The sequence below is a fragment of the Actinophytocola sediminis genome (assembly GCF_054779715.1).
Map to the genome: position 1 here is coordinate 133734 of NZ_BAAGXS010000021.1, position 23211 is coordinate 156944.

Annotated in this window: 23 protein-coding genes; 8 read left to right on the forward strand and 15 right to left on the reverse strand. The window is 70.3% G+C overall.

What is annotated here, in order from left to right:
* Nucleotides 1–76 precede the first annotated feature (76 nt).
* The 5 genes from gap to ACYVIP_RS14565 all read left to right on the forward strand — a co-directional run bounded on the left by gap (nucleotide 77) and on the right by ACYVIP_RS14565 (nucleotide 3855).
* On the forward strand, nucleotides 77–1081 hold the full coding sequence (gene gap / locus ACYVIP_RS14545; protein WP_460396268.1) for a type I glyceraldehyde-3-phosphate dehydrogenase: 1005 nt from the start codon (nucleotides 77–79) through the stop codon (nucleotides 1079–1081).
* Between the two features lie 9 nt (nucleotides 1082–1090).
* Nucleotides 1091–2290 carry a phosphoglycerate kinase gene (locus tag ACYVIP_RS14550; protein ID WP_460396270.1) on the forward strand — a complete coding sequence of 400 codons (1200 nt, stop codon included), beginning with the start codon at nucleotides 1091–1093 and terminating at the stop codon, nucleotides 2288–2290.
* The gene (tpiA, locus tag ACYVIP_RS14555; protein WP_460396272.1) at nucleotides 2287–3072 is read left to right on the forward strand and encodes a triose-phosphate isomerase; all 786 of its coding nucleotides are present in this window, start codon (nucleotides 2287–2289) and stop codon (nucleotides 3070–3072) included. Before ACYVIP_RS14550 ends, tpiA begins: the two co-directional genes overlap by 4 nt.
* 142 nt (nucleotides 3073–3214) lie before the next feature.
* Complete coding sequence (gene secG, locus ACYVIP_RS14560) at nucleotides 3215–3448, forward strand: preprotein translocase subunit SecG (protein WP_460396392.1); 234 nt, start codon at nucleotides 3215–3217, stop codon at nucleotides 3446–3448.
* Between the two features lie 65 nt (nucleotides 3449–3513).
* On the forward strand, nucleotides 3514–3855 hold the full coding sequence (locus ACYVIP_RS14565) for an RNA polymerase-binding protein RbpA (RefSeq protein WP_460396274.1): 342 nt from the start codon (nucleotides 3514–3516) through the stop codon (nucleotides 3853–3855).
* 66 nt (nucleotides 3856–3921) lie between these two features.
* Here ACYVIP_RS14565 and ACYVIP_RS14570 read toward each other — a convergent pair whose 3' ends face one another.
* The 7 genes from ACYVIP_RS14570 to tkt all read right to left on the reverse strand — a co-directional run bounded on the left by ACYVIP_RS14570 (nucleotide 3922) and on the right by tkt (nucleotide 13589).
* Complete coding sequence (locus ACYVIP_RS14570) at nucleotides 3922–5244, reverse strand: sensor histidine kinase (protein ID WP_460396276.1); 1323 nt, start codon at nucleotides 5242–5244, stop codon at nucleotides 3922–3924.
* A gap of 168 nt (nucleotides 5245–5412) precedes the next feature.
* Nucleotides 5413–6192 (reverse strand): 6-phosphogluconolactonase, encoded by a 780-nt coding sequence (gene pgl, locus ACYVIP_RS14575; RefSeq protein ID WP_460396278.1) that lies wholly within the window; start codon nucleotides 6190–6192, stop codon nucleotides 5413–5415.
* Complete coding sequence (gene opcA, locus ACYVIP_RS14580; RefSeq protein ID WP_460396280.1) at nucleotides 6189–7208, reverse strand: glucose-6-phosphate dehydrogenase assembly protein OpcA; 1020 nt, start codon at nucleotides 7206–7208, stop codon at nucleotides 6189–6191. Before opcA ends, pgl begins: the two co-directional genes overlap by 4 nt.
* Nucleotides 7205–8734: a glucose-6-phosphate dehydrogenase gene (gene zwf / locus ACYVIP_RS14585; RefSeq protein ID WP_460396282.1), complete on the reverse strand. Its 1530-nt coding sequence runs from the start codon at nucleotides 8732–8734 to the stop codon at nucleotides 7205–7207. The genes opcA and zwf overlap by 4 nt, the downstream gene beginning before the upstream one ends.
* Nucleotides 8731–10353 carry a glucose-6-phosphate isomerase gene (locus tag ACYVIP_RS14590; RefSeq protein WP_460396284.1) on the reverse strand — a complete coding sequence of 541 codons (1623 nt, stop codon included), beginning with the start codon at nucleotides 10351–10353 and terminating at the stop codon, nucleotides 8731–8733. The genes zwf and ACYVIP_RS14590 overlap by 4 nt, the downstream gene beginning before the upstream one ends.
* Before the next feature lie 9 nt (nucleotides 10354–10362).
* Nucleotides 10363–11484 carry a transaldolase gene (gene tal / locus ACYVIP_RS14595; protein ID WP_460396394.1) on the reverse strand — a complete coding sequence of 374 codons (1122 nt, stop codon included), beginning with the start codon at nucleotides 11482–11484 and terminating at the stop codon, nucleotides 10363–10365.
* Complete coding sequence (gene tkt, locus ACYVIP_RS14600; protein ID WP_460396286.1) at nucleotides 11478–13589, reverse strand: transketolase; 2112 nt, start codon at nucleotides 13587–13589, stop codon at nucleotides 11478–11480. The genes tal and tkt overlap by 7 nt, the downstream gene beginning before the upstream one ends.
* Nucleotides 13590–13777: 188 nt before the next feature.
* On the opposite strand from tkt, the gene ACYVIP_RS14605 reads away from it, so the two are divergent.
* Together ACYVIP_RS14605 and ACYVIP_RS14610 are read left to right on the forward strand one after the other, a co-directional pair.
* Nucleotides 13778–14710: a heme o synthase gene (locus tag ACYVIP_RS14605; RefSeq protein ID WP_460396396.1), complete on the forward strand. Its 933-nt coding sequence runs from the start codon at nucleotides 13778–13780 to the stop codon at nucleotides 14708–14710.
* A 67-nt stretch (nucleotides 14711–14777) separates the two neighbouring features.
* Complete coding sequence (locus ACYVIP_RS14610) at nucleotides 14778–15104, forward strand: ArsR/SmtB family transcription factor (protein WP_460396288.1); 327 nt, start codon at nucleotides 14778–14780, stop codon at nucleotides 15102–15104.
* Here ACYVIP_RS14610 and ACYVIP_RS14615 read toward each other — a convergent pair.
* From ACYVIP_RS14615 to ACYVIP_RS14625, 3 genes are all read right to left on the reverse strand, one after another.
* Nucleotides 15101–15769 carry an HD domain-containing protein gene (locus ACYVIP_RS14615; RefSeq protein ID WP_460396398.1) on the reverse strand — a complete coding sequence of 223 codons (669 nt, stop codon included), beginning with the start codon at nucleotides 15767–15769 and terminating at the stop codon, nucleotides 15101–15103. The genes ACYVIP_RS14610 and ACYVIP_RS14615 overlap by 4 nt on opposite strands.
* A 136-nt stretch (nucleotides 15770–15905) precedes the next feature.
* Nucleotides 15906–16544, reverse strand: coding sequence for a hypothetical protein (locus ACYVIP_RS14620; protein WP_460396290.1), 639 nt, complete (start codon nucleotides 16542–16544; stop codon nucleotides 15906–15908).
* Nucleotides 16545–16549: 5 nt separating this feature from the next.
* Complete coding sequence (locus ACYVIP_RS14625; RefSeq protein ID WP_460396292.1) at nucleotides 16550–17428, reverse strand: hypothetical protein; 879 nt, start codon at nucleotides 17426–17428, stop codon at nucleotides 16550–16552.
* Between the two features lie 294 nt (nucleotides 17429–17722).
* Here ACYVIP_RS14625 and ACYVIP_RS14630 point away from each other — a divergent pair, with 294 nt between their 5' ends.
* Entirely contained in the window at nucleotides 17723–18322 is a 600-nt protein-coding gene (locus tag ACYVIP_RS14630) for an FKBP-type peptidyl-prolyl cis-trans isomerase (protein ID WP_460396294.1), read from the forward strand.
* Nucleotides 18323–18351: 29 nt separating this feature from the next.
* Here the strand turns inward: ACYVIP_RS14630 and ACYVIP_RS14635 are convergent, their stop codons facing one another.
* The 5 genes from ACYVIP_RS14635 to ACYVIP_RS14655 all read right to left on the reverse strand — a co-directional run bounded on the left by ACYVIP_RS14635 (nucleotide 18352) and on the right by ACYVIP_RS14655 (nucleotide 23203).
* On the reverse strand, nucleotides 18352–19326 hold the full coding sequence (locus ACYVIP_RS14635; protein ID WP_460396296.1) for a quinone oxidoreductase family protein: 975 nt from the start codon (nucleotides 19324–19326) through the stop codon (nucleotides 18352–18354).
* 39 nt (nucleotides 19327–19365) lie between these two features.
* A complete protein-coding gene (locus ACYVIP_RS14640) occupies nucleotides 19366–20310 on the reverse strand; it encodes an acyl-CoA desaturase (protein WP_460396400.1) in 945 nt (314 codons plus the stop codon).
* 82 nt (nucleotides 20311–20392) lie between these two features.
* Nucleotides 20393–21322: a COX15/CtaA family protein gene (locus tag ACYVIP_RS14645; RefSeq protein ID WP_460396298.1), complete on the reverse strand. Its 930-nt coding sequence runs from the start codon at nucleotides 21320–21322 to the stop codon at nucleotides 20393–20395.
* 172 nt (nucleotides 21323–21494) lie between these two features.
* The gene (locus ACYVIP_RS14650; protein WP_460396300.1) at nucleotides 21495–22271 is read right to left on the reverse strand and encodes an ABC transporter permease; all 777 of its coding nucleotides are present in this window, start codon (nucleotides 22269–22271) and stop codon (nucleotides 21495–21497) included.
* On the reverse strand, nucleotides 22268–23203 hold the full coding sequence (locus tag ACYVIP_RS14655; RefSeq protein WP_460396302.1) for an ABC transporter ATP-binding protein: 936 nt from the start codon (nucleotides 23201–23203) through the stop codon (nucleotides 22268–22270). The genes ACYVIP_RS14650 and ACYVIP_RS14655 overlap by 4 nt, the downstream gene beginning before the upstream one ends.
* Nucleotides 23204–23211 lie beyond the last annotated feature (8 nt).

Below are 23211 nucleotides of genomic sequence, written 5' to 3' on the forward strand. Positions count from 1 at the left end.
CCATGGGCCACTACCAGGCGAGTCGCGGCCTATAGGGTGACCAACGGTCAAATCAACGAGCATGAGGAGACGCACCGTGACGGTTCGAGTTGGCGTCAACGGCTTCGGCCGCATCGGCCGTAACTTCTGGCGCGCGGTAGCGGCCAGCGACCACGACATCGAGATCGTGGCCTTCAACGATCTCGGTGACGTCGCCACCATGGCTCACCTGCTCAAGTACGACAGCATCCTCGGCCGTCTGCCCTACGAGGTGCGGACCACCGACGACGGCATCCAGGTCGACGGCAAGACCATCAAGGCACTCGCCGAGCGCGACCCGGGCAAGCTGCCGTGGAAGGAGCTCGAGGTCGACGTCGTGGTCGAGTCGACCGGCTTCTTCACCAAGGCCGCCGACGCCCGCCGGCACGTCGACGAGGGTGGCGCCAAGAAGGTCATCATCTCCGCACCGGCCAAGGGTGAGGACCTCACCGTGGTCCTCGGCGCGAACGACGCGGCCTACGACGGCTCGCAGACCGTCATCTCCAACGCCTCCTGCACCACCAACTGCCTGGCGCCGCTGGCCAAGGTCCTGCACGACGAGTTCACCGTCGAAAAGGGCCTGATGACCACGATCCACGCCTACACCCAGGACCAGAACCTGCAGGACGGCCCGCACAGCGACCTGCGCAGGGCCCGCGCCGCCGCGCTGAACATCGTGCCGACCTCCACCGGCGCCGCGAAGGCCATCGGCCTGGTGCTCCCGGAGCTCAAGGGCAAGCTCGACGGCTTCGCGCTGCGGGTCCCGGTGCCGACCGGCTCGGCCACCGACCTCACCGTCACCCTCGGTCGCGAGACCACGGTCGACGAGGTCAACGCCGCGTACCGCAAGGCAGCCGACGGCGCGCTCAAGGGCATCCTGCGCTACAACGAGGACCCGATCGTCTCCGCCGACATCGTCACCGACCCGGCCTCCTGCATCTACGACGCGCCGCTGACCAAGGTCATCGGCAACCAGGTCAAGGTCATCGGCTGGTACGACAACGAGTGGGGCTACTCCAACCGGCTCGCCGACCTGACCGCGCTCGTCGCCTCCAAGCTGTAGGGAAATCAGGTGAAGACTCTCGACGACCTGCTCGCCGAGGGTGTGTCGGGTCGGCGCGTGCTGGTGCGTGCCGACCTGAACGTGCCACTCGACGGGCAGACGATCACCGACGACGGCCGGGTGCGCGCGTCGCTGCCGACCATCCGCCGGCTCACCGAGGCCGGCGCCCGGGTCGTGGTCACCGCGCATCTCGGCCGGCCGAAGGGCGCGCCCGACCCGAAGTTCTCGCTGCGCCCGGTCGCCGCGCGGCTCAGTGAGCTGCTCGCCGCGCCGGTGGCGCTCGCGGCCGACGTTGTCGGCGCGTCCGCGAAGTCCACTGTGGACGCGCTGGCCGACGGCGCGGTCGCGCTGCTGGAGAACATCCGGTTCGACCCGCGCGAGACGTCCAAAGTAGACAGTGAGCGGGCGGCGTTCGCCGGCGAGCTGGTCGCGTTGGTCGGCGACGGCGGCGCGTTCGTCTCCGACGGGTTCGGCGTGGTGCACCGCAAGCAGGCCTCGGTCTACGACGTGGCCACCCTGCTGCCCGCCTACGCCGGCGGGCTGGTGCTCGCCGAGCTCGACGTGCTGCGCAAGCTGACCGACGCCGCCGACCGCCCGTACGTGGTGGTGCTCGGCGGGGCCAAGGTCTCCGACAAGCTAGCGGTGATCGAGTCGCTGCTGCCGACGGTGGACAAGCTGCTCGTCGGCGGCGGCATGTGCTTCACGTTCCTGGCCGCCAAGGACCTGGGCATCGGCGACTCGCTGCTCGAGGCCGACATGGTCGACACCTGTCGGCGGCTGCTGGCCGACGCGGGCGACAAGATCGAGCTGCCGGTCGACATCGTGGTGGCCGACGACTTCTCCGCCGACGCCGACACCCGGACCCTGCCGGCCACCGAGCTGCCGGACGGCTGGAAGGGCCTGGACATCGGCCCGGACACCGCGCGCGCCTACGGCGCGATCCTGGCCGAGGCCGGCACGGTGTTCTGGAACGGCCCGATGGGCGTGTTCGAGCTGGCGCCCTTCGCCGCCGGCACCAAGGTCGTCGCCGAGTCCATTGTGGACTCGAAGGCCTACGGCGTGGTCGGCGGCGGCGACTCGGCGGCCGCGGTGCGCGCGCTCGGGCTGCCGGAGGACGGCTTCTCGCACATCTCAACCGGCGGCGGCGCGTCGTTGGAGTTCCTGGAGGGCAAGCCCCTCCCCGGCATCGAGGTACTGGAGCGCACATGAGTCGTGGCGTGTTGATCGCCGGCAACTGGAAGATGAACCTCAACCACCTCGAGGCCATCGCCCTGGTGCAGAAGATCGCCTTCTCCCTGCCGGAGAAGTACTTCGCGAAGGTGGAGGTGGCGGTGCTGCCGCCGTTCACCGACATCCGCAGCGTGCAGACGCTCGTCGACGGCGACAAGCTCAAGCTCCGCTACGGCGCGCAGGACCTGTCCCGGTACGACTCCGGCGCCTACACCGGCGACGTCTCCGGCCCGATGCTGGCCAAGCTCGGCTGCTCGTATGTCACCGTCGGGCACAGCGAGCGCCGCGAGTACCACGCCGAGACCGACGAGCTGGTCAACGCCAAGGTGAAGGCGGCGCTCAAGCACGACATCGCGCCGATCCTGTGCGTCGGCGAGCCGCTGGCGGTGCGTGAGGCGGGCGACCACGTCGCGCACACCACCGACCAGCTGATCGCCGGGCTGAAGGGCGCCAAGACCGAGCAGGTGGCCAAGGTCGTGTTGGCCTACGAGCCGGTGTGGGCCATCGGCACCGGCCGGGTGGCCACCCCGGCCGACGCGCAGGAGGTCTGCGGCGCGTTGCGGGCGCGGCTCGCGGAGAAGTACGGCGAGCAGATCGCGAACGACATCCGGATTCTGTACGGCGGTTCGGTCAAGTCCGGCAACATCAGCGACCTGGTCAAACAGGACGATATCGACGGCGCGTTGGTCGGCGGCGCCAGCCTGGACGCGGAGGAGTTCACCAAGCTCAGCGCCATGGCCGCCGGCGGTCCGCTGCCCTGATTTCGCCGGTTCGACGGGATTGTTCACCTGGTCGAATATTTGCCATGAGTGGTGTGGGGGTGGGTGAAACGCTCCGCGACCACCAGGTAACCTGTGTATTCACCGCGTGCCGCGCGGGCACCGCGTCGACAGCGAGGATGACATGGTTCTAGGTCTGCAGATTGGTCTGATCGTCACCAGCCTGCTGCTGATCCTTCTGGTGCTGTTGCACCGCGGTCGAGGCGGCGGTCTTTCGTCGCTCTTCGGTGGGGGTATGCAGTCGAGCCTGTCCGGATCGAGCGTCGCGGAGAAGAACCTCGACCGCTTCACGCTTCTCGTCGGCTCCATCTGGCTGATCTGCGTGATCGGTCTTGGCCTGCTCATCAAGGTCGCCTGAGCCGATAGTCACTTTCTTGGTGCGGGAGCCCCGCACCTGTTCTCCGCATTGGGGTGTGAGAGTCAATGGCCGGTGGTAGTGCGATTCGAGGTACTCGAGTCGGCGCTGGACCAATGGGCGAGTCGGAGCGGGGTGAGTCCGCTCCTCGCCGTCGAGTTTCCTACTGGTGTGCCAACGGGCACGAGGCGCGCCCGTACTTCTCGCTGGACGCCGAGGAGCCGGAGTCGTGGGACTGCCCGCGCTGTGGCCTGCCCGGCGGCCGCGACGAGCAGGAGCCGCCGAAGGCGCCGCGCAACGAGCCCTACAAGACGCACCTGGCCTACGTGAAGGAGCGGCGCTCGGACGCCGACGGCGAGGCCATTCTCGCCGAGGCGCTGGCCAAGCTCCGCAAGCAGCGCGAGGGCTGACAACCAAGCTGGTCGAAGGCCGCCCTCGGCAGGTACGTGGGCGGCCTTCGCCGTTGACCAGCCTGGTCAGCCGGCCAGCGGGTAGGTCGCCGAGACCCGGAAGCCACCCTCGGACGTCGGCCCGGCGGAGAACGTCCCCCCGAGCAGGCCGGCCCGCTCCCGTAGGCCGATCAGCCCGTGCCCGCCCGACGGTAATGACGGCTGCCGGTTGCCCGACCGCTCGTTGCGCACCTCGACCACCAGCGTGTCCCGCTGCGCGGTGACCCGCACCGACGCGTGCGCGCCCGACGCGTGCTTGCGCACGTTGGTCAGCGCCTCCTGCACCGTCCGGTACACCGCGTGCGAGACCGAACGGGGCAGCCGGGACGGCTCGGCGGCCATGTCGAGCGCCACCGGGACCGACTCGCTGCGGAAGTTGCGCACCAGGTCGCCCAGCTCGTCCAGGCCGGGCTGGCCGCTGGCGGTGTCGTCGCCGGACCGGAGCACGCCGACCAGGTTGCGCAGCTCCTCCAGCGTGCGCGTGGACAGCTCGCGAATGGTGGTCGCGGCCGCCTTCGAGTCGTTGTCCGCGGTCGCCACCTGCAGCGCGCCCGCCTGCATGGCGATCAGCGTGACCTGGTGGGACACCACGTCGTGCATCTCGCGCGCCAGTTCAGCGCGCTCGGCGGCGCGCACGGTCTCCGCGTACAGGGCCTTCTCCCGCTCCCGGCTGGTGGCCAGCTCGCGGATCCGGCGGGACAGCTCCTGACGCATGGTGATCAGCAGCCCGATCGCCACCGGCATGCCGGTCACGATCACGCCCCAGATCACGTGCAGCGCGTGCTCCTGCCAGGTCAGCGCGAAGAACTCCGGCAGCGGCCAGCGGATGAAGTAGCACAGGAACACCAACAGGAACCCGACCACCAGCTGCCAGTTCCAGCCACGCCGCTTGGCCAGCGTGCCCAGCGCGACCATCGCCGCCAGCTGGGACCAGCCGGTCAGGAAGCCGGGCACGGTCACCAGCACGGCGATGAACGGCACGTGCCGGCGCAGCACCATGGCCGCGACCGCGGCCCCGGACAACCACAGCGAGTAGCCGGGAGCGTCCGGGGGGATCACCAGCCACACGTCGAGCACGGCCAGCACCACCGCGAACACGTCGGAGGCGATGTTCTTCGCGCGCTGACTGGTTCGGATCGCGCTGAGCCCGCGTGGCAGCGCGCGCGCGACCAGACGTGACCTGGGGATGAGCCGGAACTCGTCCGACCCCAACAGCGGGGTGACCGGCTGGGCGACCAGGGGAGACCCTCCTTGCTCGGTTCGTGCCTGCTCGGCAGGCACGTCCATGGCTGGCCAGGCATACTCCGGTGAGCTCGCGCGTTGGCGTGGCAACTCGGCCTCGACAGACACGATAGGTCGGTGCTCGGCCGGTTGTTCCTGTTGCCGTGGCGACATAGGTCGGCCTCCCTCCGGAACTGCCCCGTGTCAAGTAAAGACAGGAGTATCGTCCGGACGGGACGATTCATTACAAATATGTGTGCCGGAGCAAATCACCAGTTGCCGGACACCCGGCGGCGATTACCCCAGGTGAGCGGCGGGCAGGCCGGGAACCTTGGCTCCTGCGGCCGTGTCCAGCAGCCAGAGGGTGCGGCCCCGGCCGCGCGCGCCGGCGGCGGGCAACGCCACCTCGGTCGCGCCGCCGAGCGCGGTCGCCACGGCGTCGGCCTTGCCATCGCCGGTCGTCATCAGCCAGACCTCGGCGGCCTGCCGGATCGCGGGCAGCGTGAGGCTGACCCGGATGGGCGGCGGTTTCGGACAGTCGCGCACGGCCACGACCGACCGCTCGGTCTCGAACACCGCGGGGGAGTCCGGGAAGATCGACGCGGTGTGCCCCTCCTCGCCGACGCCCAACATGCACACGTCGAACGCCGGCGCGGGGTAGCCGCCCGGAGTGGCCGCGGCGGCCAGTAGGCGCGCGTACGCCGCGGCCGCGGCCTCCGGGTCGTCGCCGAACTCGCCGTCGGACGGGGCCATCGCGTGCACCCGCTCCTCGACGACCGGCAGGTGATCCAGCAGCGCGGCGCGGGCCTGGGTCTCGTTGCGCTCCGGATGCCCGGCCGGCAGGAACCGCTCGTCGCCCCAGTAGAAGTCCACCCGTGACCAGTCGACCGCGTCCCTGGCGGGGGCCGCGCGCAGCTGCTCGAGCACCGCGGTGCCCGTGCGTCCGCCGGTCAGCACGACCGACGCCGTGCCGCGCGCGGCCTGGGTGTCGACGAGACTGGTGACCAGCCGGGCCGCCGTGGCCGAGGCCAACAGCGCCTGGCTGGGGTAGATGATCGTCTGGGGCGTGCCGCTCACGAGCCTGCCTTGGCCTTTGTCGGTGCCGCTTTGGCCGGCGCGGCCTTCGCCGGCTTCTTGGCGGCGGGTTTCCTGGTGGTCGCGGCCGTCGGCCGGGCCCGGCGGTCGACCTTGCCGAGCGAGCGCAGCGCGGACTCGTAGATCTCGTCCGCGTCGAGCCTGCGCAGCTCCTCGGCCAGGCAGTCGCGCACCTGCCGGCGCTGCAACGCCACCCGCCGCGGCGGCTGGCCAGGCTGGTTCAGCTCGCCGACCGCCCCGTCCGGGCGGCTGAGCACGACCGAACCGGACCGGCGCGCCAACTCCACCGACACGATGCCCGGACCGGACCTGGCCTTGGTCCGGTGCACCGGCAGCCGCAGCCGGGCCGCCAGCCACGCCGCCAGCAGATCGGCCGACGGCGAGTCGGCCTCCCCGGTGACCGTCGCGGCCACGACCCGCTCGTAGGGCGGCAGGTCGAGTGCCGCGGCCAGCAGCGCCCGCCACAACGTCAGCCTGGTCCACGCCAGGTCGGTGTCGCCATCGGCGTAGGACTTCGCCCTGGACTCCAGCGCCCTGGTCGGGTGCCGGTCGGCGGCCGCGTCGGTGATCCGGCGGGTGGCGAGCTTGCCGATCGAGTCCTCGGAGGGCACCGCCGGCGCCTCGAACGGCCACCAGGCCACCACCGGCGCGTCCGGCAGCAGCATCGGCACCACACACGACGCGCCCTCGCTGGCCAGCGGGCCGTACAGGCGCAGCACGATGACCTCGCTCGCGCCGGCGTCGCCGCCGACGCGGATCTGCGCGTCGAGCCGCGCCGCGGCCTTGCGGGCGCCGCGGGCCAGCACGATCACCCGGCACGGGTGCTCGCGGCTGGCGTGGTTGGCCGCGTCGATGACGTCCTCGGTGCGCTCGCTGTCGTCGGTGACGATCACCAGGGTCAGCACCCGGCCGATGGTGTACGCGCCGCCCTGCTCGCGCAGGTGTACGAGCTTGCTGTTCACCTGTGAGGTGGTGGTGGCCGGTAGGTCGATGATCACGGGCGCCTCCAGTGTCGGCCGGTGCGGGCAAGCATCTCGGTGGCCGAGTCCGGCCCCCAGGTGCCCGCCTGGTACGGCTCGGGACGGCCCGACGAGCGCCAGGCGTTGATGATCGGGTCGAGGATCTGCCAGGACCGCTCGACCTCGTCGTTCATCGGGAACAGCGACGGCTCGCCGAGCAGCATGTCCAGGATCAGCCGCTCGTAGGCCTCCGGCGAGGACTCGGTGAACGAGTGCCCGTAGCTGAAGTCCATCGAGACGTCGCGCACCTCCATGGTCGCCCCGGGGACCTTGGAGCCGAACCGCATGGTCACCCCCTCGTCCGGCTGCACCCGGAACACCAGGGCGTTCTGGCCGAGCTCCTCGGTGGAGGTGTCGTCGAACGGCAGGTGCGGGGCGCGCTTGAACACCACCGCGATCTCGGTGACCCGCCGGCCGAGCCGCTTGCCGGTGCGCAGGTAGAACGGCACACCGGCCCAGCGGCGGGTCTCGACGGCCAGGGTGATCGCGGCGAAGGTCTCGGTGATCGAGTCCTTGGCGAAGCCCTCCTCCTCGAGCAGGCCGGGCACCTTCTGCCCGCCCTGCCAGCCGCCGGTGTACTGGCCGCGCGCGGTGGTCTCGGCGAACGGCTCCACCGGCTTGGTGGCGTTGAGGATCTTGGCCTTCTCCGCGCGCACCACCTTGGGGTCGAAGGAGATCGGCTCCTCCATGGCCACCAGCGCGAGCAGCTGCAACAGGTGGTTCTGGATCACGTCCCTGGCCGCGCCGATGCCGTCGTAGTACCCCGCGCGGCCGCCGAGGCCGATGTCCTCGGCCATGGTGATCTGCACGTGGTCGACGTAGTGGCTGTTCCAGATCGGCTCGAACAGCTGGTTGGCGAAGCGCAGTGCCAGGATGTTCTGCACCGTCTCCTTGCCGAGGTAGTGGTCGATGCGGAACACCGACTCCTCGGGGAAGACGTCGTTGACGATGTCGTTGAGCTCCTTGGCGCTGGCCAGGTCGTGCCCGAAGGGCTTCTCGATGACCACCCGCCGCCACTCGTCCTGCGCCGGCGCGGCCAGCCCGGTGCGGGCCAGCTGCTTGACCACCACCGGGAACGCGTCCGGCGGGATCGACAGGTAGAACGCGTGGTTGCCGGCGGTGCCCCGGACCTGGTCGAGGTCGGCGATCGTCTTGGCCAGGTTGTCGAAGGACGCGTCGTCGTCGAAGGTGCCCTGCACGAACCGGCAGCCCTCCGCGAGCCGGTCCCAGACCTGCTCCCGGAACGGGGTGCGGGCGTGTGCCTTCACCGCGTCGTGCACGACCTCGGTGAAGTCCTCGTCTGCCCAGTCGCGGCGGGCGAAGCCGACCAGCGAGAAGCCGGGCGGCAACAGGCCCCGGTTGGCCAGGTCGTAGATCGCCGGCATCAGCTTCTTACGTGACAGGTCGCCGGTGACCCCGAAGATCACCAGCCCACACGGGCCAGCGATGGTGGGCAGCCGCTTGTCCCGCTCGTCCCGCAGCGGGTTCTGCCAGGTGCGCGTCAACGGCCAACCTCCTGAACGGCTGTGACCAGATGGGCGAGTCCGGCGGCCCGGTCGGTGAAGTGCAGCCGGAGCACCGGGCGGCCGTGGTCGATGAGTACCTGTCCGTCGCCAAGCGCCTGCGCCTGTTGCAGCGTGCCCAGCGTGTAGGGCCGGCCGGGCACCGCCAGGTCGTCCTCGGCCGCGCCGGTGATCTGTAGGAACGCCCCGTTCTGGTGGCCGCCCTTGTGGTACTGCCCGGTGGAGTGCAGGAACCGGGGGCCCCAGCCGAACGTGGTCTGCACGCCGGTGCGCCGCGCCAGCTCGGTGCGCAACAGGATCGCCGACGCGTCGGCGATCCGGTCGAGGTAGACCTGGATCGCCAGGTAGCCGGCGTCCGGTACGGCGTCGAGGAAACCGCGCAGCGCGTCGCTGATGGTGGTCGTGCCGGGCGGCAACGGACTCGGCGAGTAGACCTCGATCGGACCGTCCACAAGGGAGGGCGCGGCCGGGTCGGTCGATGGCGAGTCGAGCAGTGAGCGGGCCGCCTTCTTGGCCGCCTCGACGTCGGGCTGGTCGAACGGGTCGATCCCGAGCAGCCTGCCCACGATCGCGGTGGCGAACTCCCACAACAGGATCAGGCCGCCGAGCTTGCCGTCGGTGGACAGCATGGTCGCGTCCCCGGCCGGCCCGATCGCGACCCGCGTGGCGTCGTCCTTCGCGTCGGCGAACCCGGGACTGTCCTGGCTCTCCACCACCACCGGCAGCAGGCCGGTGCCGTCCTTGCCGGTCGACTCGGCGATCAGCTGCTCGGCCCACTCGCCGAACCCGGTGATGCCAGAGCCGGTGTCGGCCAGGACGACCTTCTCCGCGCCCCGGCCGTGTGCCGCGGCCAGCGCGGCGGCCAGGACCAGCGCCGGGTTGGCCGGTGAGTCGGCGGCCAGGTCGGCGGCGGTGAGCTCGGCGTCGTCGAGCAGTTCCTTCGGGTCCGCGCCGGCGAGCCCGGCGGGCACCAGCCCGAACGCGGTCAGCGCCGAGTAGCGCCCGCCGACGTTCGGGTCGGCGAGGAACACCTTGCGGTAGCCCGCTTCTCGCGCCGCCGTGGCCAGCGGTGAGCCGGGGTCGGTGACCACGACGATGCGCGACGCGGCGTCGATCCCGTTGGCGGTGAAGGCTTCGGTGAAGATCCGCCGGTGGCTGTCGGTCTCCACCGTGGACCCCGACTTCGACGACACCACCAGCACGGTGCGGTCCAGGTCGCCTTCGAGTGCGTCGGCGACCTGGCCGGGATCGGTGGTGTCCAACACGGTCAGCGGCACGCCCGCGGTGTTCGTGATGACCTCCGGGGCGAGCGAGGACCCGCCCATGCCGGCCAGCACGACCCGGTCGACGCCCTCGGCGTGCAGCTCACCGCGCAGCGCGGCGATCTCCCCGAGCAGCGGGCGCGACGTGCGGTGCAGCGAGGTCCAGGCCAGCCGGATGGACGCCTCCTGCTCGGCCTTCGGTCCCCAGAGAGTGGCGTCCTGTGCCATGAGCCGGGAGGCGACCTTGTCCGCCACCAACTGTTCGATCAGCGGTGCGGTCTCGGCGAGCAGGCGCTCCTCGCCGGACTCCGGTTGCCCCGCCGGCTGTTCCACGGTCATCTGTTCAGCTCAGCTCCCTGCCGAGGTCGCGGCCTTCAGCTGCCCGCTGACGGATTCGAGCAGCTCTTCCCAGGACTTCTCGAACTTCTGCACGCCCTCGTTCTCGAGGACGAGGAACACGTCGGTGATGTCGATGCCGACCGAGGTCAGCTTGTCGAACACCGCTTGGGCCTCGCTGGAGGTGCCGGTGACCGTGTCGCCGCGCAGTTCGCTGTGCTCGGCGACCGCGTCCAGGGTGGCCTCCGGCATGGTGTTCACCGTGTCGGCGACGACCAGCTCGTCGACGTACAACGTCGGCGAGTAGTCGGGGTTCTTGACCCCGGTCGAGGCCCACAGCGGGCGTTGCGGGCGGGCGCCGTCGGCGGCCAGGGCGGCCCACCGCTCGCCGGCGAAGAACTCCTCGAACGCCGCGTAGGCCAGCCGCGCGTTGGCCACGGCCGCCTTGCCGCGCAACGCGCGCGCCTCGTCGGTGCCGATGGCGTCCAGCCGCTTGTCGATCTCGGAATCCACCCGGGACACGAAGAAGGACGCGACCGAGACCAGCGTGGCCACGTCGTGCCCGTTGGCCTTGGCCTGCTCGAGGCCGGCGCGGAAGGCCGTCATCACCGCGCGGTAGCGCTCGACGGAGAAGATCAGCGTGACGTTGACGCTGACCCCTTCGGCGAGCGTGCGGGTGATCGCCGGCAGGCCGGCCTCGGTGGCCGGGATCTTCACCAGCAGGTTGGGCCGGTCGACGGTCTTCCACAGGTCGAGCGCCTCGGCGACGGTCCTGTCGGTGTCGTGCGCCAGTCGGGGGTCGACCTCGATCGACACCCGGCCGTCGACCCCGCCGGTGGCCTGCCAGACGTCCCGGAACAGGTCGCAGGCGGTGCGGATGTCGGTGGTGGTGATCTCCCGCACGGCCGCGTCCAGCGAGGCGCCCCTGGCGGCCAGCTCGCGCACCTGGTCGTCGTAGTCGGCCGCCTCGGCCAGTGCCTTGGCGAAGATCGTCGGGTTGCTGGTGACGCCGACGACGTGCTTGTCGCGCACCAGTCCCGCGAGGTTGCCGGAGTCGAGCCGGCGCCGGGACACGTCGTCCAGCCAGATGGACACGCCGGCGTCGGCGAGCTGAGCCAGTTTGTCTGTCATGATGGGGTTTCCAGTCGGTTGAGGGAGCGGCGGGCGGCCGACACGACCGCTTCCGGGGTGAAACCGAACTCCCGGAAGAGGGTCTGGTAGTCGGCCGACGCGCCGAAGTGCTCGATGGAGACGATCTCGCCGGCGTCACCGACGAACCGGTGCCACGGTTGGGCGATGCCCGCCTCGACGGCCACCCTGGCGCGCGCCGACGGCGGCAGCACGCTGTCACGGTAGGCCTGATCCTGGGCGTCGAACCATTCCACCGACGGCATCGAGACCACTCTGGTGGCAACGCCGTCGGCCTCGAGGATCTTCCGCGCGGCCACCGCGAGCTGGAGCTCGGAACCGGTGGCGATGAGCACCACCGCCGGCTCGCCGGCCGACTCGCCGGCGAGCACGTAACCCCCGCGGCGCACGCCGTCGGCGGCCAGCTCCCTGGTGCCGTCGAGCACCGGCAGGTTCTGCCTGGTGAGCGCGAGCCCCACCGGGTGGTCGGACTGCGCGAGCAGCGCGAGCCAGGCGGCCGAGGTCTCGTTGGCGTCGCCCGGCCGGACCACCGCGAGGCCCGGGATCGCCCGCAGCGCCGCGAGCTGCTCGATGGGCTGGTGGGTCGGACCGTCCTCGCCGAGGCCGATCGAGTCGTGCGTCCAGACGTAGGTGACCGGCAGGCCCTGCAGCGCGGCCAGTCGCACCGCCGGGCGCATGTAGTCGCTGAACACCAGGAACGTCGCGCCGTAGGGCCGGGTCGGGCCGTGCAGCACGATGCCGTTGAGGATGGCGCCCATGGCGTGTTCGCGGACGCCGAAGTGCAGCGTGCGGCCGTAGGGATGGGCGTTCCACGCCTTGGTGGCCGCGCTGACCGGGCCGAACGAGTCGGCGCCCTTCATGGTGGTGTTGTTGGACTCCGCGAGGTCCGCGGAACCGCCCCACAGCTCGGGCAGCGCGTCGGCCAGCGCGCTGAGCACCTCGCCGGAGGCCTTGCGGGTGGCCACGCCCTTCTCGTCCGGGTCCCAACTGGGCACCCGGTCGGCCAGGCCGTCCGGCAGCCGGTATGCGGTGGCCCGCTCGAGCAGCGCCGTGCGCTCCGGGTTGGCCCGCGACCACTGGTCGAAGGTGACCTGCCAGGCCGCGTGCGCCTGCTTGCCGCGCTCGGCGACCATGCGGGTGTGCGCGAGCACCTCGTCCTCGACCACGAACCACTGCTCAGGGTCGAAGCCGAGGATCTTCTTGACCGCGGCGACCTCGTCCTCGCCCAGCGCCGAGCCGTGTGCCTTGCCGGTGTTCATCTTGTTCGGCGCCGGGTAGCCGATCACCGTGCGTAGCAGGATGAACGACGGGCGGCTGGTCTCGGCCTTGGCGGCCTCGACCGCGGCCAGGATCGCGGTGACGTCCTCGCCGCTGTCCACGACCTGGACGTGCCAGCCGTAGGAGGTGTAGCGGGCCGCGGTGTCCTCGGACAGCGCGATGGTGGTGTCGTCCTCGATGGAGATCTTGTTGTCGTCGTAGAAGACGATGAGGTTGCCCAGCTCCTGGCGGCCGGCCAGCGACGAGGCCTCCGCCGAGATGCCCTCCTCGATGTCGCCGTCGGAGCAGATGACGTAGACGTGGTGGTCGAAGACGCTCTGGCCGGGACTCGCGTCCGGGTCGAAGAGGCCTCGTTCCCTGCGGTTGGCCATGGCCATGCCGACCGCCGACGCGATGCCCTGGCCAAGCGGCCCGGTGGTGATCTCCACGCCCCTGGTGTGGCCGTGCTCGGGGTGGCCCGGGGTCAGCGAGCCCCACTTGCGCAGGGACTTGATGTCCTCGATCTCGAGCCCGTAGCCGCTCAGGAACAGCTGGAGGTAGAGCGTGAGGCTGGAGTGGCCGGCGGAGAGCACGAAGCGGTCGCGGCCGATCCAGTCCGGGTCGCCGGGGTCGTGGCGCAGGACGCGTTGGTACAGCGCGTAGGCCAGCGGAGCGAGGCTCATCGCGGTGCCGGGGTGGCCGTGACCGGCGTGTTGGACGGCTTCCGCGGCCAGGACGCGAACCGTGTCGACGGCTCGCTTGTCCAGGTCGGTCCAGTCGTCCGGAGTCCGCTGTGTGGTCAGGCGGGTGAGTTCGTCTGTACTGATGGACACGGAGTCAGGCTCCCCATTTCCTCGGTGTTTTCAAACCTGCGAGCGGCCCCGTGCCGTTCATGATCCACGGGGCGTCTTTCCTCGTAGTCCCTCGTCAGGGACAGCCTAGCCAAGCGACCCGACAACGGCCGTTCATGGTCACGCGGCTACCATTCGGGAGCGTTGCCGAACTGACCATGAGGAGCTACATGCCGCCGGTGAGCGTCGCCCACGATGCCTCTCGTGGCACGCGTCGTCGCCGCAGAGACGTGCTGCTGGCGTATGTCGCGCTGACCAAACCGCGGATCATCGAGCTGCTGCTGGTCACCACCGTGCCGGCCATGATGCTCGCCGAACGCGGGATCCCGTCGCCGTGGCTGGTGTTCGCCACGCTCTTCGGTGGCACGATGGCCGCCGGCTCGGCGAACGCGCTGAACTGCGTCGTGGACGCGGACATCGACGCGGTGATGAAGCGGACCTCCACGCGGCCTCTGCCTCGGCATCAGGTTCCTCCACGGCATGCGTTGATCTTCGGGGTCGTGCTCGGCGTGCTGTCCTTCGCCTGGCTGTGGCCGACGACGAACCTGTTGGCCGCCGGGATGGCGGTAGGCGCCATCCTCTTCTACGTACTGATCTACACATTGGTTCTGAAAAGGCGTACCGCGCAGAACATCGTGTGGGGCGGCGCGGCCGGGTGCATGCCCGTGGTGATCGGCTGGTCGGCGGTCACCGGCGGGATCGAGTGGCCCGCGCTGGTGATGTTCGGGGTCATCTTCTTCTGGACGCCGCCGCACTTCTGGGCGCTGGCGATGAAGTTCAAGGACGACTACGCCAGGGCGGGCGTGCCGATGCTGCCGGTGGTGACCACCGCCGACCGGGTTGTCCGGCAGATCCTCACCTACTCCTGGGTGATGGTCCTGTGGACGCTGCTGCTGGTGCCGGCGGCCGGCTGGGTCTACGCGACGTTCGCCGTGGGGGTCGGCGGCTGGTTCCTGGTGGTCGCCCACCGGCTGTACGCCGCCGTCCGGCGCGGCGAACCGGGCAAGCCGATGAAGCTGTTCCACCTGTCGAACACCTACCTGACCCTGGTCTTCGTGGCGCTCGCCGTCGACTCGGCACTGTCCCTGCCCGTGCTCCTCTGATCACGGCTGGTTGACATCGCGGACACCCGCTCAATACCTTCTGGTTATTGAACCTGGAGGTGATGGAATGGTCGCCACGCTCGATCGGCTCGACGCCACCTTCGCGGCCCTCGCTGACCCCACCCGACGGGCCATCCTGGTCCGCCTGGCCAAGGGTGAGGCCTCGGTCAAGGAACTGGCCGCCCCGTTCGACATGACCCAGCCCGCCATCTCCAAACACCTCAAGGTGCTCGAACGCGCCGGTCTCGTCTCCCGGGGACGCGACGCCCAACGCAGGCCGTGCCGGCTGGAGGCCGGCCCGCTGCGGGAGGCCACCGAGTGGCTGGTCGGCTACCGCCAGTTCTGGGCCGAGAGCCTCGCGAGCGAGTTGGCCACGGTGCTCGACCGCCGCTAGGAAGCGGCCGAGTGGGCGTTCACCGCGGCGATCAGGTCGGTCACGTCCGCGTCGTCGAGGGACTCGCGGATGTGTTGCCACAGCATGAGGTTCGTGGCCGCCCAGCGGGAGTAGGTGGCCGCGGCCTCCGGGTTGTAGAAGTAGTAGCCCTCGTCGTGCTTGTGTTGTTGCTCACCGACGATCTTGTCCGCCAGCTCGCGCAGGGTGATGCCGTTCTCCGCCAGGTACCGGTGGGAGAGCATCACCGGGGTCACCGGCAGGGCCTTGAACAACGTGTCCGCGTCGGAGAGCGCCTGCGCCTCCACGGAGATGTCCGGGCCGCGGTTGGCCATCTCGGCCTCGACCACGATCCGCTCGATCCAGTCGACGGTGCGCGTCTCGATGCCGGCGTTGGCGAGGAGACCGCCGCGTAACTGCCCGCCGGCCGCGGCGGGGGAGTTGCGGCGCACCAGGTAGTTCACGTCGTGCACCAGCGCCGCGGTCTCGACCACGCTCACCTCGGCCCCGTTGGCCCTGGCGAACTGCACGGCCTTCGATCTGACGAAGCTGACGTGATGCCAGCCGTGGAACGGTAGTCGCTTGGCGAAGCGGGCGCACAGCCTGCGCACCTGTGCGTCGACGATGGTCAGTGCGGCAGCCTGGATCGCGGGCACGACGGCACGCACCGTTGCGGCGTTGTCGGTCCTCATCAGCCCTCCCCAACAACCGTGCCTCCGGCAAGGTTGGTCTGGCTGATGGTAAACGCCGCACACGGCCGCTGTCTTGCCTGCGCGCTCCTCTCTCCCGCCGGGGAAGGCGGATCTACAGCCGACTCGTCAGCTGTTCCAACCGCCGTTCCACCGGCACGTGGCGGTGGCTTTCCTTGGTTTCCGGGTCGTAGGACAGGCTCCACGGCACGACCTCACGTGACTTCACCAGGAATGTCATCGTGAGGTCCGCTGCCCGGGGGATGCGGTGGAAGTCGCTCGCCAGCAACGAGTCGGTGGCGCCGACCGGGCACGGCCTGCTTTGTTGCAATTCGGTAGACCCGATCATCTCCGTGGCCGGATTGATCGTCGCGGTGTAGCGCTCGTGGAGGTAGCCACCGCGCAGGATGGTCGTACAGAAATGGTAACGGTGGTTGTGCACCGAGTCGGCGTAGCCTGCTCGCCAGTCCCGTTGCTGCTTGTACTCGTTGAGCCAGAACGTGAACGGCTCGTCGGCCACATCCCGCAGACACCACGCGAAGTGCGTGGTCGTCTCCCGGGACCGTTTGGCGATCACGTCGGCCTGGTCGTTCGGTAGTTCGAGCAGGTGGTGTCTCAGGTTCATGCGTAGTCCTGGCTGCTCGGCCCAGGTCGCGAACCACTTGTCGACGTGGTCCCAGTGTGCGACCAGGTCGAGGTCGGCATTGTTCAGCTGTGCGGCCAGCTCGCCCAGGGCGGAAACCCGTAACGGCACGGCGATCAGCTCCCCAACTCGGCGACGACGGAGAATTCCCGGAGGAAGGTGTGGAACTCGTTGATCAGGTCCAGGAAGTTCTCCTCGGTAAGTTTCGTGCCGGTGATCTGCTCGAACTGCGCGATGAACTCGTCGCGCGTGCTGTTCGGGGTGATCACCAGGTGATGTGCGTATGGCGACGCTGACATACGGCCGAACTCGGTGCGTTGCATGTTGTAGATGAACGACCCCTCGGAGAACCGCAGCGTGCGCGGGTACTCGTTGGTCGATCTGGCGTCGCTGTAGAGCGTGACCCACACGCTGCCGTCGAAGATCTCCACCCGGTCGATCGGCGGGTCGGAGATCACCGAGACCTCCATCCTGGTGCACCTGCTCCTGGCGAGGTACAGGCCGACCAGCCCGATGCGGATCTCCTCGTGCAGCCGGGCGTTGATCGTGTCGTGGTCGACGTCGGCTGCCGCGTGCCGGATCAGGTAGCGCGCGCGGCCGCTGATCCCGGACAGGTTCCGTGGATCGGAGACCACGGCACGGAACTCCCACTCCGAGCGCGACAGCAACAGCCGGGCGGCCGCGTGTCGGCCGGAGAAGCCACGGAACAGGTACTGCCGGGTAGCCTGCAGATCCTGCATCATCAACCGATTGAAGGCGGGATCAGGCTCGGCGGTCGGTTCGAAGACGTGCGTGGGGAAGAATTCCCGGTTCATCGATCGGTACTCGGCGGACAGGTCACGCAGTGCCTGGCGGCTCTCTTCGATGAGTGGCGTGAGCATGGCCCGCTGGGACGCGGTCGCGGTGATCAGGGTCTGGCCGAAGCCGACGATCGCTGAGACGAGGGTGCCGGTGGCCATCGCGGTGACCAGGTTCTTCCCGGTACCGGCAGCCATGGCGCTCGACGCGATCATGGTCAGGCCCGATGTCACCAACAAGATCAGGAGTAGGAGGCCGGTTCTAGTCCAGAAGATCTCTTGAATCGGGTTCTTGCGGAGGCCATTGCCGTCCGCTGACAACGCGCATCACCTCCCCGGTGGAGCACTCTGAATGCTCTGCGTATTCATGTGAGTGCGGTGAGTTACTCTACCGCTGTGTCGGCCTGGGAGATAGGGGCGAAAAGGGTGACCTGTCCCCGTTACCGTCAGCCCCTGATCGGGGCTGATACCCGCCCTCTAAGCTCGCCAACCATGCGCAACGTGAGCAAACTCCTCATCGTCGTGGCGGCGGCAGCGCTGGCCGTCAGCGGCTGCGTCAGCCAGGACAAGGCCTCGGACCAGCCGCCAGGGGACACCCAGTCGTTCGAGGCGCCGGCGGAGTCGGAACCCTCGGAGACCGAGCCGACCGAACAGGCCGGGACCGAGGCCAGCGGGCCGGCCTGCACCGCCGCCGATGTCGTAGTCGACGGCGCCGCCGGGCAGAAGCCGACGATCACGTTGCCGGACACCTGCTCGCCGCCGACCGAGCTGGTCATCGAGGACCTCACGCCCGGCACCGGCCCGGAGGCCGCCCAGGGCTCGACCGTGCTGACCAACTACCTGCTGATGACCTGGTCGGACGGCCAGGAGGTGGACACCTCCTTCGGCAAGCAGCCCTTCCCGGTGGAGAACGTCGGGGCGGCCCGGGTCATCGCCGGCTGGAACGAGGGCATGGTCGGCATCAAGCAGGGCGGCCGGCGACTGCTGATCATCCCGCCGGAGCTCGGCTACGGCGAGCAGGGCCAGCCGCCGGTCCAGCCGAACGAGACGCTCGTGTTCGTCGTGGACGCGGTGCAGGTCACGGCCGCCTGACCCACCATCACTGACCGGGGGTCGGCGGATCAGCCGGGGATAAGCAACAGCTTCCCCGTGGTCCGCCGGCCCTCGAGGTCTTCGTGGGCCCTGCGCGCGTCCGCGAGCGGGTAGCGCCCGCCGACGCGGATCTTCAGCCGGCCGGCGGCGATGGCCGCGAACAGCTCGTCGCAGCGCCAGCGGAACTCCTCGGGGGTGGCGATGTGGTGGGCCAGCGTCGGCCGGGTGAGGAACAGCGAGCCGCCCGCGTTCAGCCGCTGCGGGTCCACCGGGGGCACCGCGCCGCTGGACGCGCCGAAGAGCACCAGCGTTCCCCTCGGCGACAGACACCGCATGCTGCCGTCGAAGGTGTCCTTGCCGACCCCGTCGTACACCGCGGCCACCCCGACCCCGCCGGTGAGCCGCGCGACCTCCTCGACGAAGTCGGACTCGGTGTAGCGGATGATCTCGTCCGCGCCCGCCTCGGTGGCCAGCGCCGCCTTCTCCTCGGTGGAGACGGTGCCGATCACCTTGCCGCCACGGGCCTTCACCACCTGGACCAGCAGCAGGCCCGCCCCGCCCGCCGCCGCGTGCACGAGCACGGTGTCCCCCGGCTTGACCGGGTAGGTGGAGGTGACCAGGTAGTGCGCGGTCAGGCCCTGCAGCATGGCCGCCGCCGCGGTCTCGTCGTCGATCCCGTCCGGTACCGCGGCCGCCGACCTGGCCGGCACGACCGCCTGCCCGGCGTAGGAGCCGGGCACGTCGCTCCAGGCGACGCGGTCGCCGACGGCGAAGCCGGTGACCTCCGCGCCGACCTCGGCGACCACCCCGGCACCCTCGAGGCCGAGGGTGAACGGCAGCTCCCGCTCGTACATGCCCCGGCGGTGGTAGGTGTCGATGTAGTTCACGCCGGCGGCCCGGACGTCCACGAGTAGCTCGGCGGGACCGGGCTTTGGCGCCTCGATCGTCGCGAACTCGAGCACGTCCGGTCCGCCGGTGCCACGAACCACGATTGCGTCAACCACGATGATCCTCCGCCATGATCCAGGGAACCTCCCCGGACCCTAGCGGGTCCGCTTGGCCGCCAGCCGCTCCGGTTTCGGCCAGCGGACGTCGGTCGCCCAGCCGAACTTCTCCAGGATCCAGATGACGCGCGCGGAGATGTCGAGCTGACCACGCAGGACCCCGTGCCGGGCGCCGGTCGGGTCGGCGTGGTGGGAGTTGTGCCACGACTCGCCCATGGACAGCAGGGCCAGCGGCCAGAAGTTCGCGGCCTTGTCCCGGCTGACGAACGGCCGGGAGCCGACCATGTGGCAGATCGAGTTGACCGACCAGGTGATGTGGTGCAGGAACGCGATGCGCACCAGCCCGGCCCAGAAGAACGCGGCGACCGCGCCGCCCCAGGACATCGTGATCAGGCCGCCGAGCAGCGCGGGCAGCAGCAGACTGGCCAGCGTGATCGGCAGGAACAGCCGGTCGACCATGCGGATGTCGCGGTCGGCGAGCAGGTCGGGGGCGAACCGTTCGGCGTTGGTGATGTCGCGCTCGAACAGCCAGCCCATGTGCGCGTGCCAGAAGCCCTTGGCCAGCGCGCGGGCGCTGGTGCCGTAGCGCCACGGCGAGTGCGGGTCGCCCTCCCGGTCGGAGAAGGCGTGGTGGCGGCGGTGGTCGGCGACCCAGGCGATGACCGAGCCCTGGGCGGCCAGCCCACCCGCCACGGCCAGCGCGATCCGCAGCGGCCGGTTGGCCTTGAAGGCGCCGTGGGTGAAGTAGCGGTGGTAGCCGACGGTCACGCCGAGCGCGGACACCAGGTAGAACCCGGCGGCGATGCCGATCTCGGTCCAGCCGAGGCCCCAGCCCCAGGACAGCGGGACGGCGGCGATGAGCGCGACGAACGGGACGAGGATGAACAGCTTGACGAGGAAGGTCTCCGGCAGCGTGCGGCGACGGCCGATCAGCGGTTTGGGTCCTGGCGGCTTTTCGCGTCTTGGCGAGAGTGTCGATGTGATGGTTCGGAGACCTCGTAACTCGGCCGGGACGCCGGCCTGTCAACGTACCTACGGTTACGTAGCCGTAGGTTCAGTCCCCACGTTAGGTGCTCAACGGCTCCTTCGCCACTGACGGCGTGGTGGTCCGGACGCCGCACCACAGCGAAGCGGTGGCCACGACCACGCACATCGCGCCAAGCACGTGCAGCGAGACGAGCAGTTCCGGGACCCCGGTCCAGAACTGCACGAGCCCGATCGAGCCCTGCGCCACCACCACGGCGAGCAGCGTCCGGTAACGCCGCCACGGGGGGTTGGTCGTGCCACGCAACCACACGCCGATGAGCACCAGGGAGCCGAGGAAGGTGTAGAGCATCGCGGCGTGCACGTGGGCCAGGGTCTCCACCGGCAGGTCGAGCCGGGGGGTGTCCGGGTCGCCGCCGTGCGGCCCGGCGCCGGTGACCATGGTGCCGGTGAACAGCACGCCGACGAGCAGCCCGGTCGGCACGTAGAGCAGCTTCGAGCCCTGCCCACGCGGCCGGTCGTCCCTGGGCACCGCGTGCACCAGCAGGGTCGCGAGCCAGACCATCACGGTGGAGGCGAGCAGGTGCACCGCGACCGACCACCAGAGCAGGTCCAGCAGCACGGTGGCCCCGCCGATGCCGGCCTGCACCACGACCCCGATCGGCATGGCCGCGGCCAGGCGCAGGTACCGCTTGTCGCGCGGCTGGTGCCGGTAGGCCAGCAGGAACGCGACCGCCGCGATCAGCCCGACGACCGTGGTGAACAGCCGGTTGCCGTACTCGATCCACTGGTTGAGCGCGGCGAACTCGGGATGGTCGACGGGCACCATGCTGCCCGGGAAGCACTGTGGCCAGGTCGGGCAGCCAAGGCCGGACCCGGTCACCCGGACGATGGCGCCGGTCATGGCGATCAGGGCCTGGGTGACGACCACCGAGATCGCGACGCCGACCTGGAGGCGGTAACTGGGCGCGGGCAGCCGGTCGATCCGGGCCTTCAACGGTGCGAGCAACACCGCACGATCGTATGGAAGGCCCAGCCAAGCAGTCCCGGAGGGCCAGGAACACGCCCCATGCCCTGAATGAGGCATTGGCGACGCTCATCGTCCCGAATGAGGCATTCAGGGCGGTTTCCCCAACCGGACCACAACGGCACAGGTCAGTGGCCCCCGGATCTGCCGCTGTGCGCTAGGAGAGCTTGGTGGTGCGGGTGGCGAGCAACGCGGCGACCGCGCCCCAGCCGACGAGCGTGCCGAACACCGACCAGCCGGGGACCGCGCCGTCCACCAACGCGGTGTGCATGCCCTCGGCCAGCGCGCCCGATGGCAGGAACGGCACGATGTCGGCGAGCGGGCCGGGCATCGAGGTGGCCGGGATGACCACGCCGCCGGCCAGCAGCAGGACGAACCAGACCAGGTTCGCCAGCGCCAGCACGACCTCGGCCTTCAGCGCGCCGCCGAGCAGCACGCCGAGCGCGCCGAAGGACAGCGTGCCGAGCACCACCAGCAGGATCGCCCAGCCGATGCCCGCGACCGACGGCGACCACCCGAGCACCGCGGCCACCACGCCGATGACCACCAGCTGCACCGCCACCACCACCATGGCGGCGCTGGTCCGGCCGGCCAGCAGCAGCCAGCGCGGCAGCGCGGTCGCCGCCAGGCGCTTGACCACGCCGTAGCGGCGGTCGAAGCCCAGCGCGATGGCCTGGCCGGTGAACGCCGAGGACATCACCGCGAGCGCGAGGATCCTCGGTGTCACCGAGTCGATCCTCGGCTCGGGCAGGGCGAAGATCTCCAGCAGCGTCAGCCCGGCCAGCAGCGCGAGGGGGATCAACAGCGTCAACAGGATCTGCTCGCTGTTGCGCAGGGTCAGCATCGCCTCGGTGCGCGCGTGGGTGGCCAGCATCCGGCCGATCCGGCCGCGACCGGGGGCCGGGGTGAAGGTGCCCGCAGGGAACTGACTCATCGCAGTTCCCGGCCGGTGAGTTCGAGGAAGACGTCCTCCAGGCTGCGGCGGCCGACGTGCAGTTCCTCGGCCAGCACGCCCTGTTGGGCACACCACGCGGTCACCGCGGAGACGACCTGCGGGTCGATCCGCCCGGACAGCAGGTACGCGCCGGGCGGCTGCTCGTTGATCCGGCAGTCGTCTGGCAGCGCGGCGCACAGCTCGCTGGTGTCCATCCCGGGACGGGCGCGGAAGCGCAGCTGGGCCGCGCCCTCGGCCTCGGCGGTCAGTTGGCGTGGGCTGCCCTGGGCCACGACCCGGCCGTGGTCGATGATCACGACGTGGCTGGCCAGTTCCTCGGCCTCCTCCATGATGTGGGTGGTCAGCAGGACGCTCACGCCGTCCGCGCGCAACGCGGCCACCAGCTCCCACACCAGCCTGCGGGCCTGCGGGTCGAGCCCGGCCGTCGGCTCGTCGAGGAACACCAGCTCCGGGCGGCCGACCAGCGCGCAGGCCAGCGACAGCCGCTGCTGCTGGCCGCCGGAGAGCCGCTTGAACGGCGTGCGGGCGACCGAGCTCAGGCCGAGCACGTCGATCAGCCACGCCGGGGAGAGCGGGTTGGCCGCACACGCGGCCACCAGCGCCAGCATCTCCGCCGCGCGCACCCCGGGGTAGGCGCCGCCGCCCTGGGGCATCATGCCGACGCGGGGTCGCAGGCGCTCGCCGTGCACCGCCGGGTCGAGGCCCAGGACGCTGACCGCGCCCGCGTCGCGCCGTTGGAAGCCGGCGCAGATCTCCACCGTGGTCGTCTTGCCGGCGCCGTTGGGGCCGAGCAGCGCCAGTACCGCGCCCTGGTCCAGCCGCAGGTCCAGGCCGTCCACCGCTGGGGTCGCGCCGAAACGCTTGACCAGTCCCGAGACGTCCACGGCGGGGACGGACGTGCGTGCGCTCACGACGGTAA

Coding starts and splice junctions, on each gene's coding strand:
- tpiA (WP_460396272.1), top strand. CDS start 2,287: ATGAGTCGTGGCGTGTTGATCGCCGGCAACTGGAAGATGAACCTCAAC.
- secG (WP_460396392.1), top strand. CDS start 3,215: ATGGTTCTAGGTCTGCAGATTGGTCTGATCGTCACCAGCCTGCTGCTG.
- ACYVIP_RS14630 (WP_460396294.1), top strand. CDS start 17,723: ATGCGCAACGTGAGCAAACTCCTCATCGTCGTGGCGGCGGCAGCGCTG.
- ACYVIP_RS14605 (WP_460396396.1), top strand. CDS start 13,778: ATGCCGCCGGTGAGCGTCGCCCACGATGCCTCTCGTGGCACGCGTCGT.
- ACYVIP_RS14650 (WP_460396300.1), bottom strand. CDS start 22,271: ATGAGTCAGTTCCCTGCGGGCACCTTCACCCCGGCCCCCGGTCGCGGC.
- ACYVIP_RS14565 (WP_460396274.1), top strand. CDS start 3,514: ATGGCCGGTGGTAGTGCGATTCGAGGTACTCGAGTCGGCGCTGGACCA.
- ACYVIP_RS14625 (WP_460396292.1), bottom strand. CDS start 17,428: ATGGCTGCCGGTACCGGGAAGAACCTGGTCACCGCGATGGCCACCGGC.
- ACYVIP_RS14590 (WP_460396284.1), bottom strand. CDS start 10,353: ATGACCGTGGAACAGCCGGCGGGGCAACCGGAGTCCGGCGAGGAGCGC.
- ACYVIP_RS14610 (WP_460396288.1), top strand. CDS start 14,778: ATGGTCGCCACGCTCGATCGGCTCGACGCCACCTTCGCGGCCCTCGCT.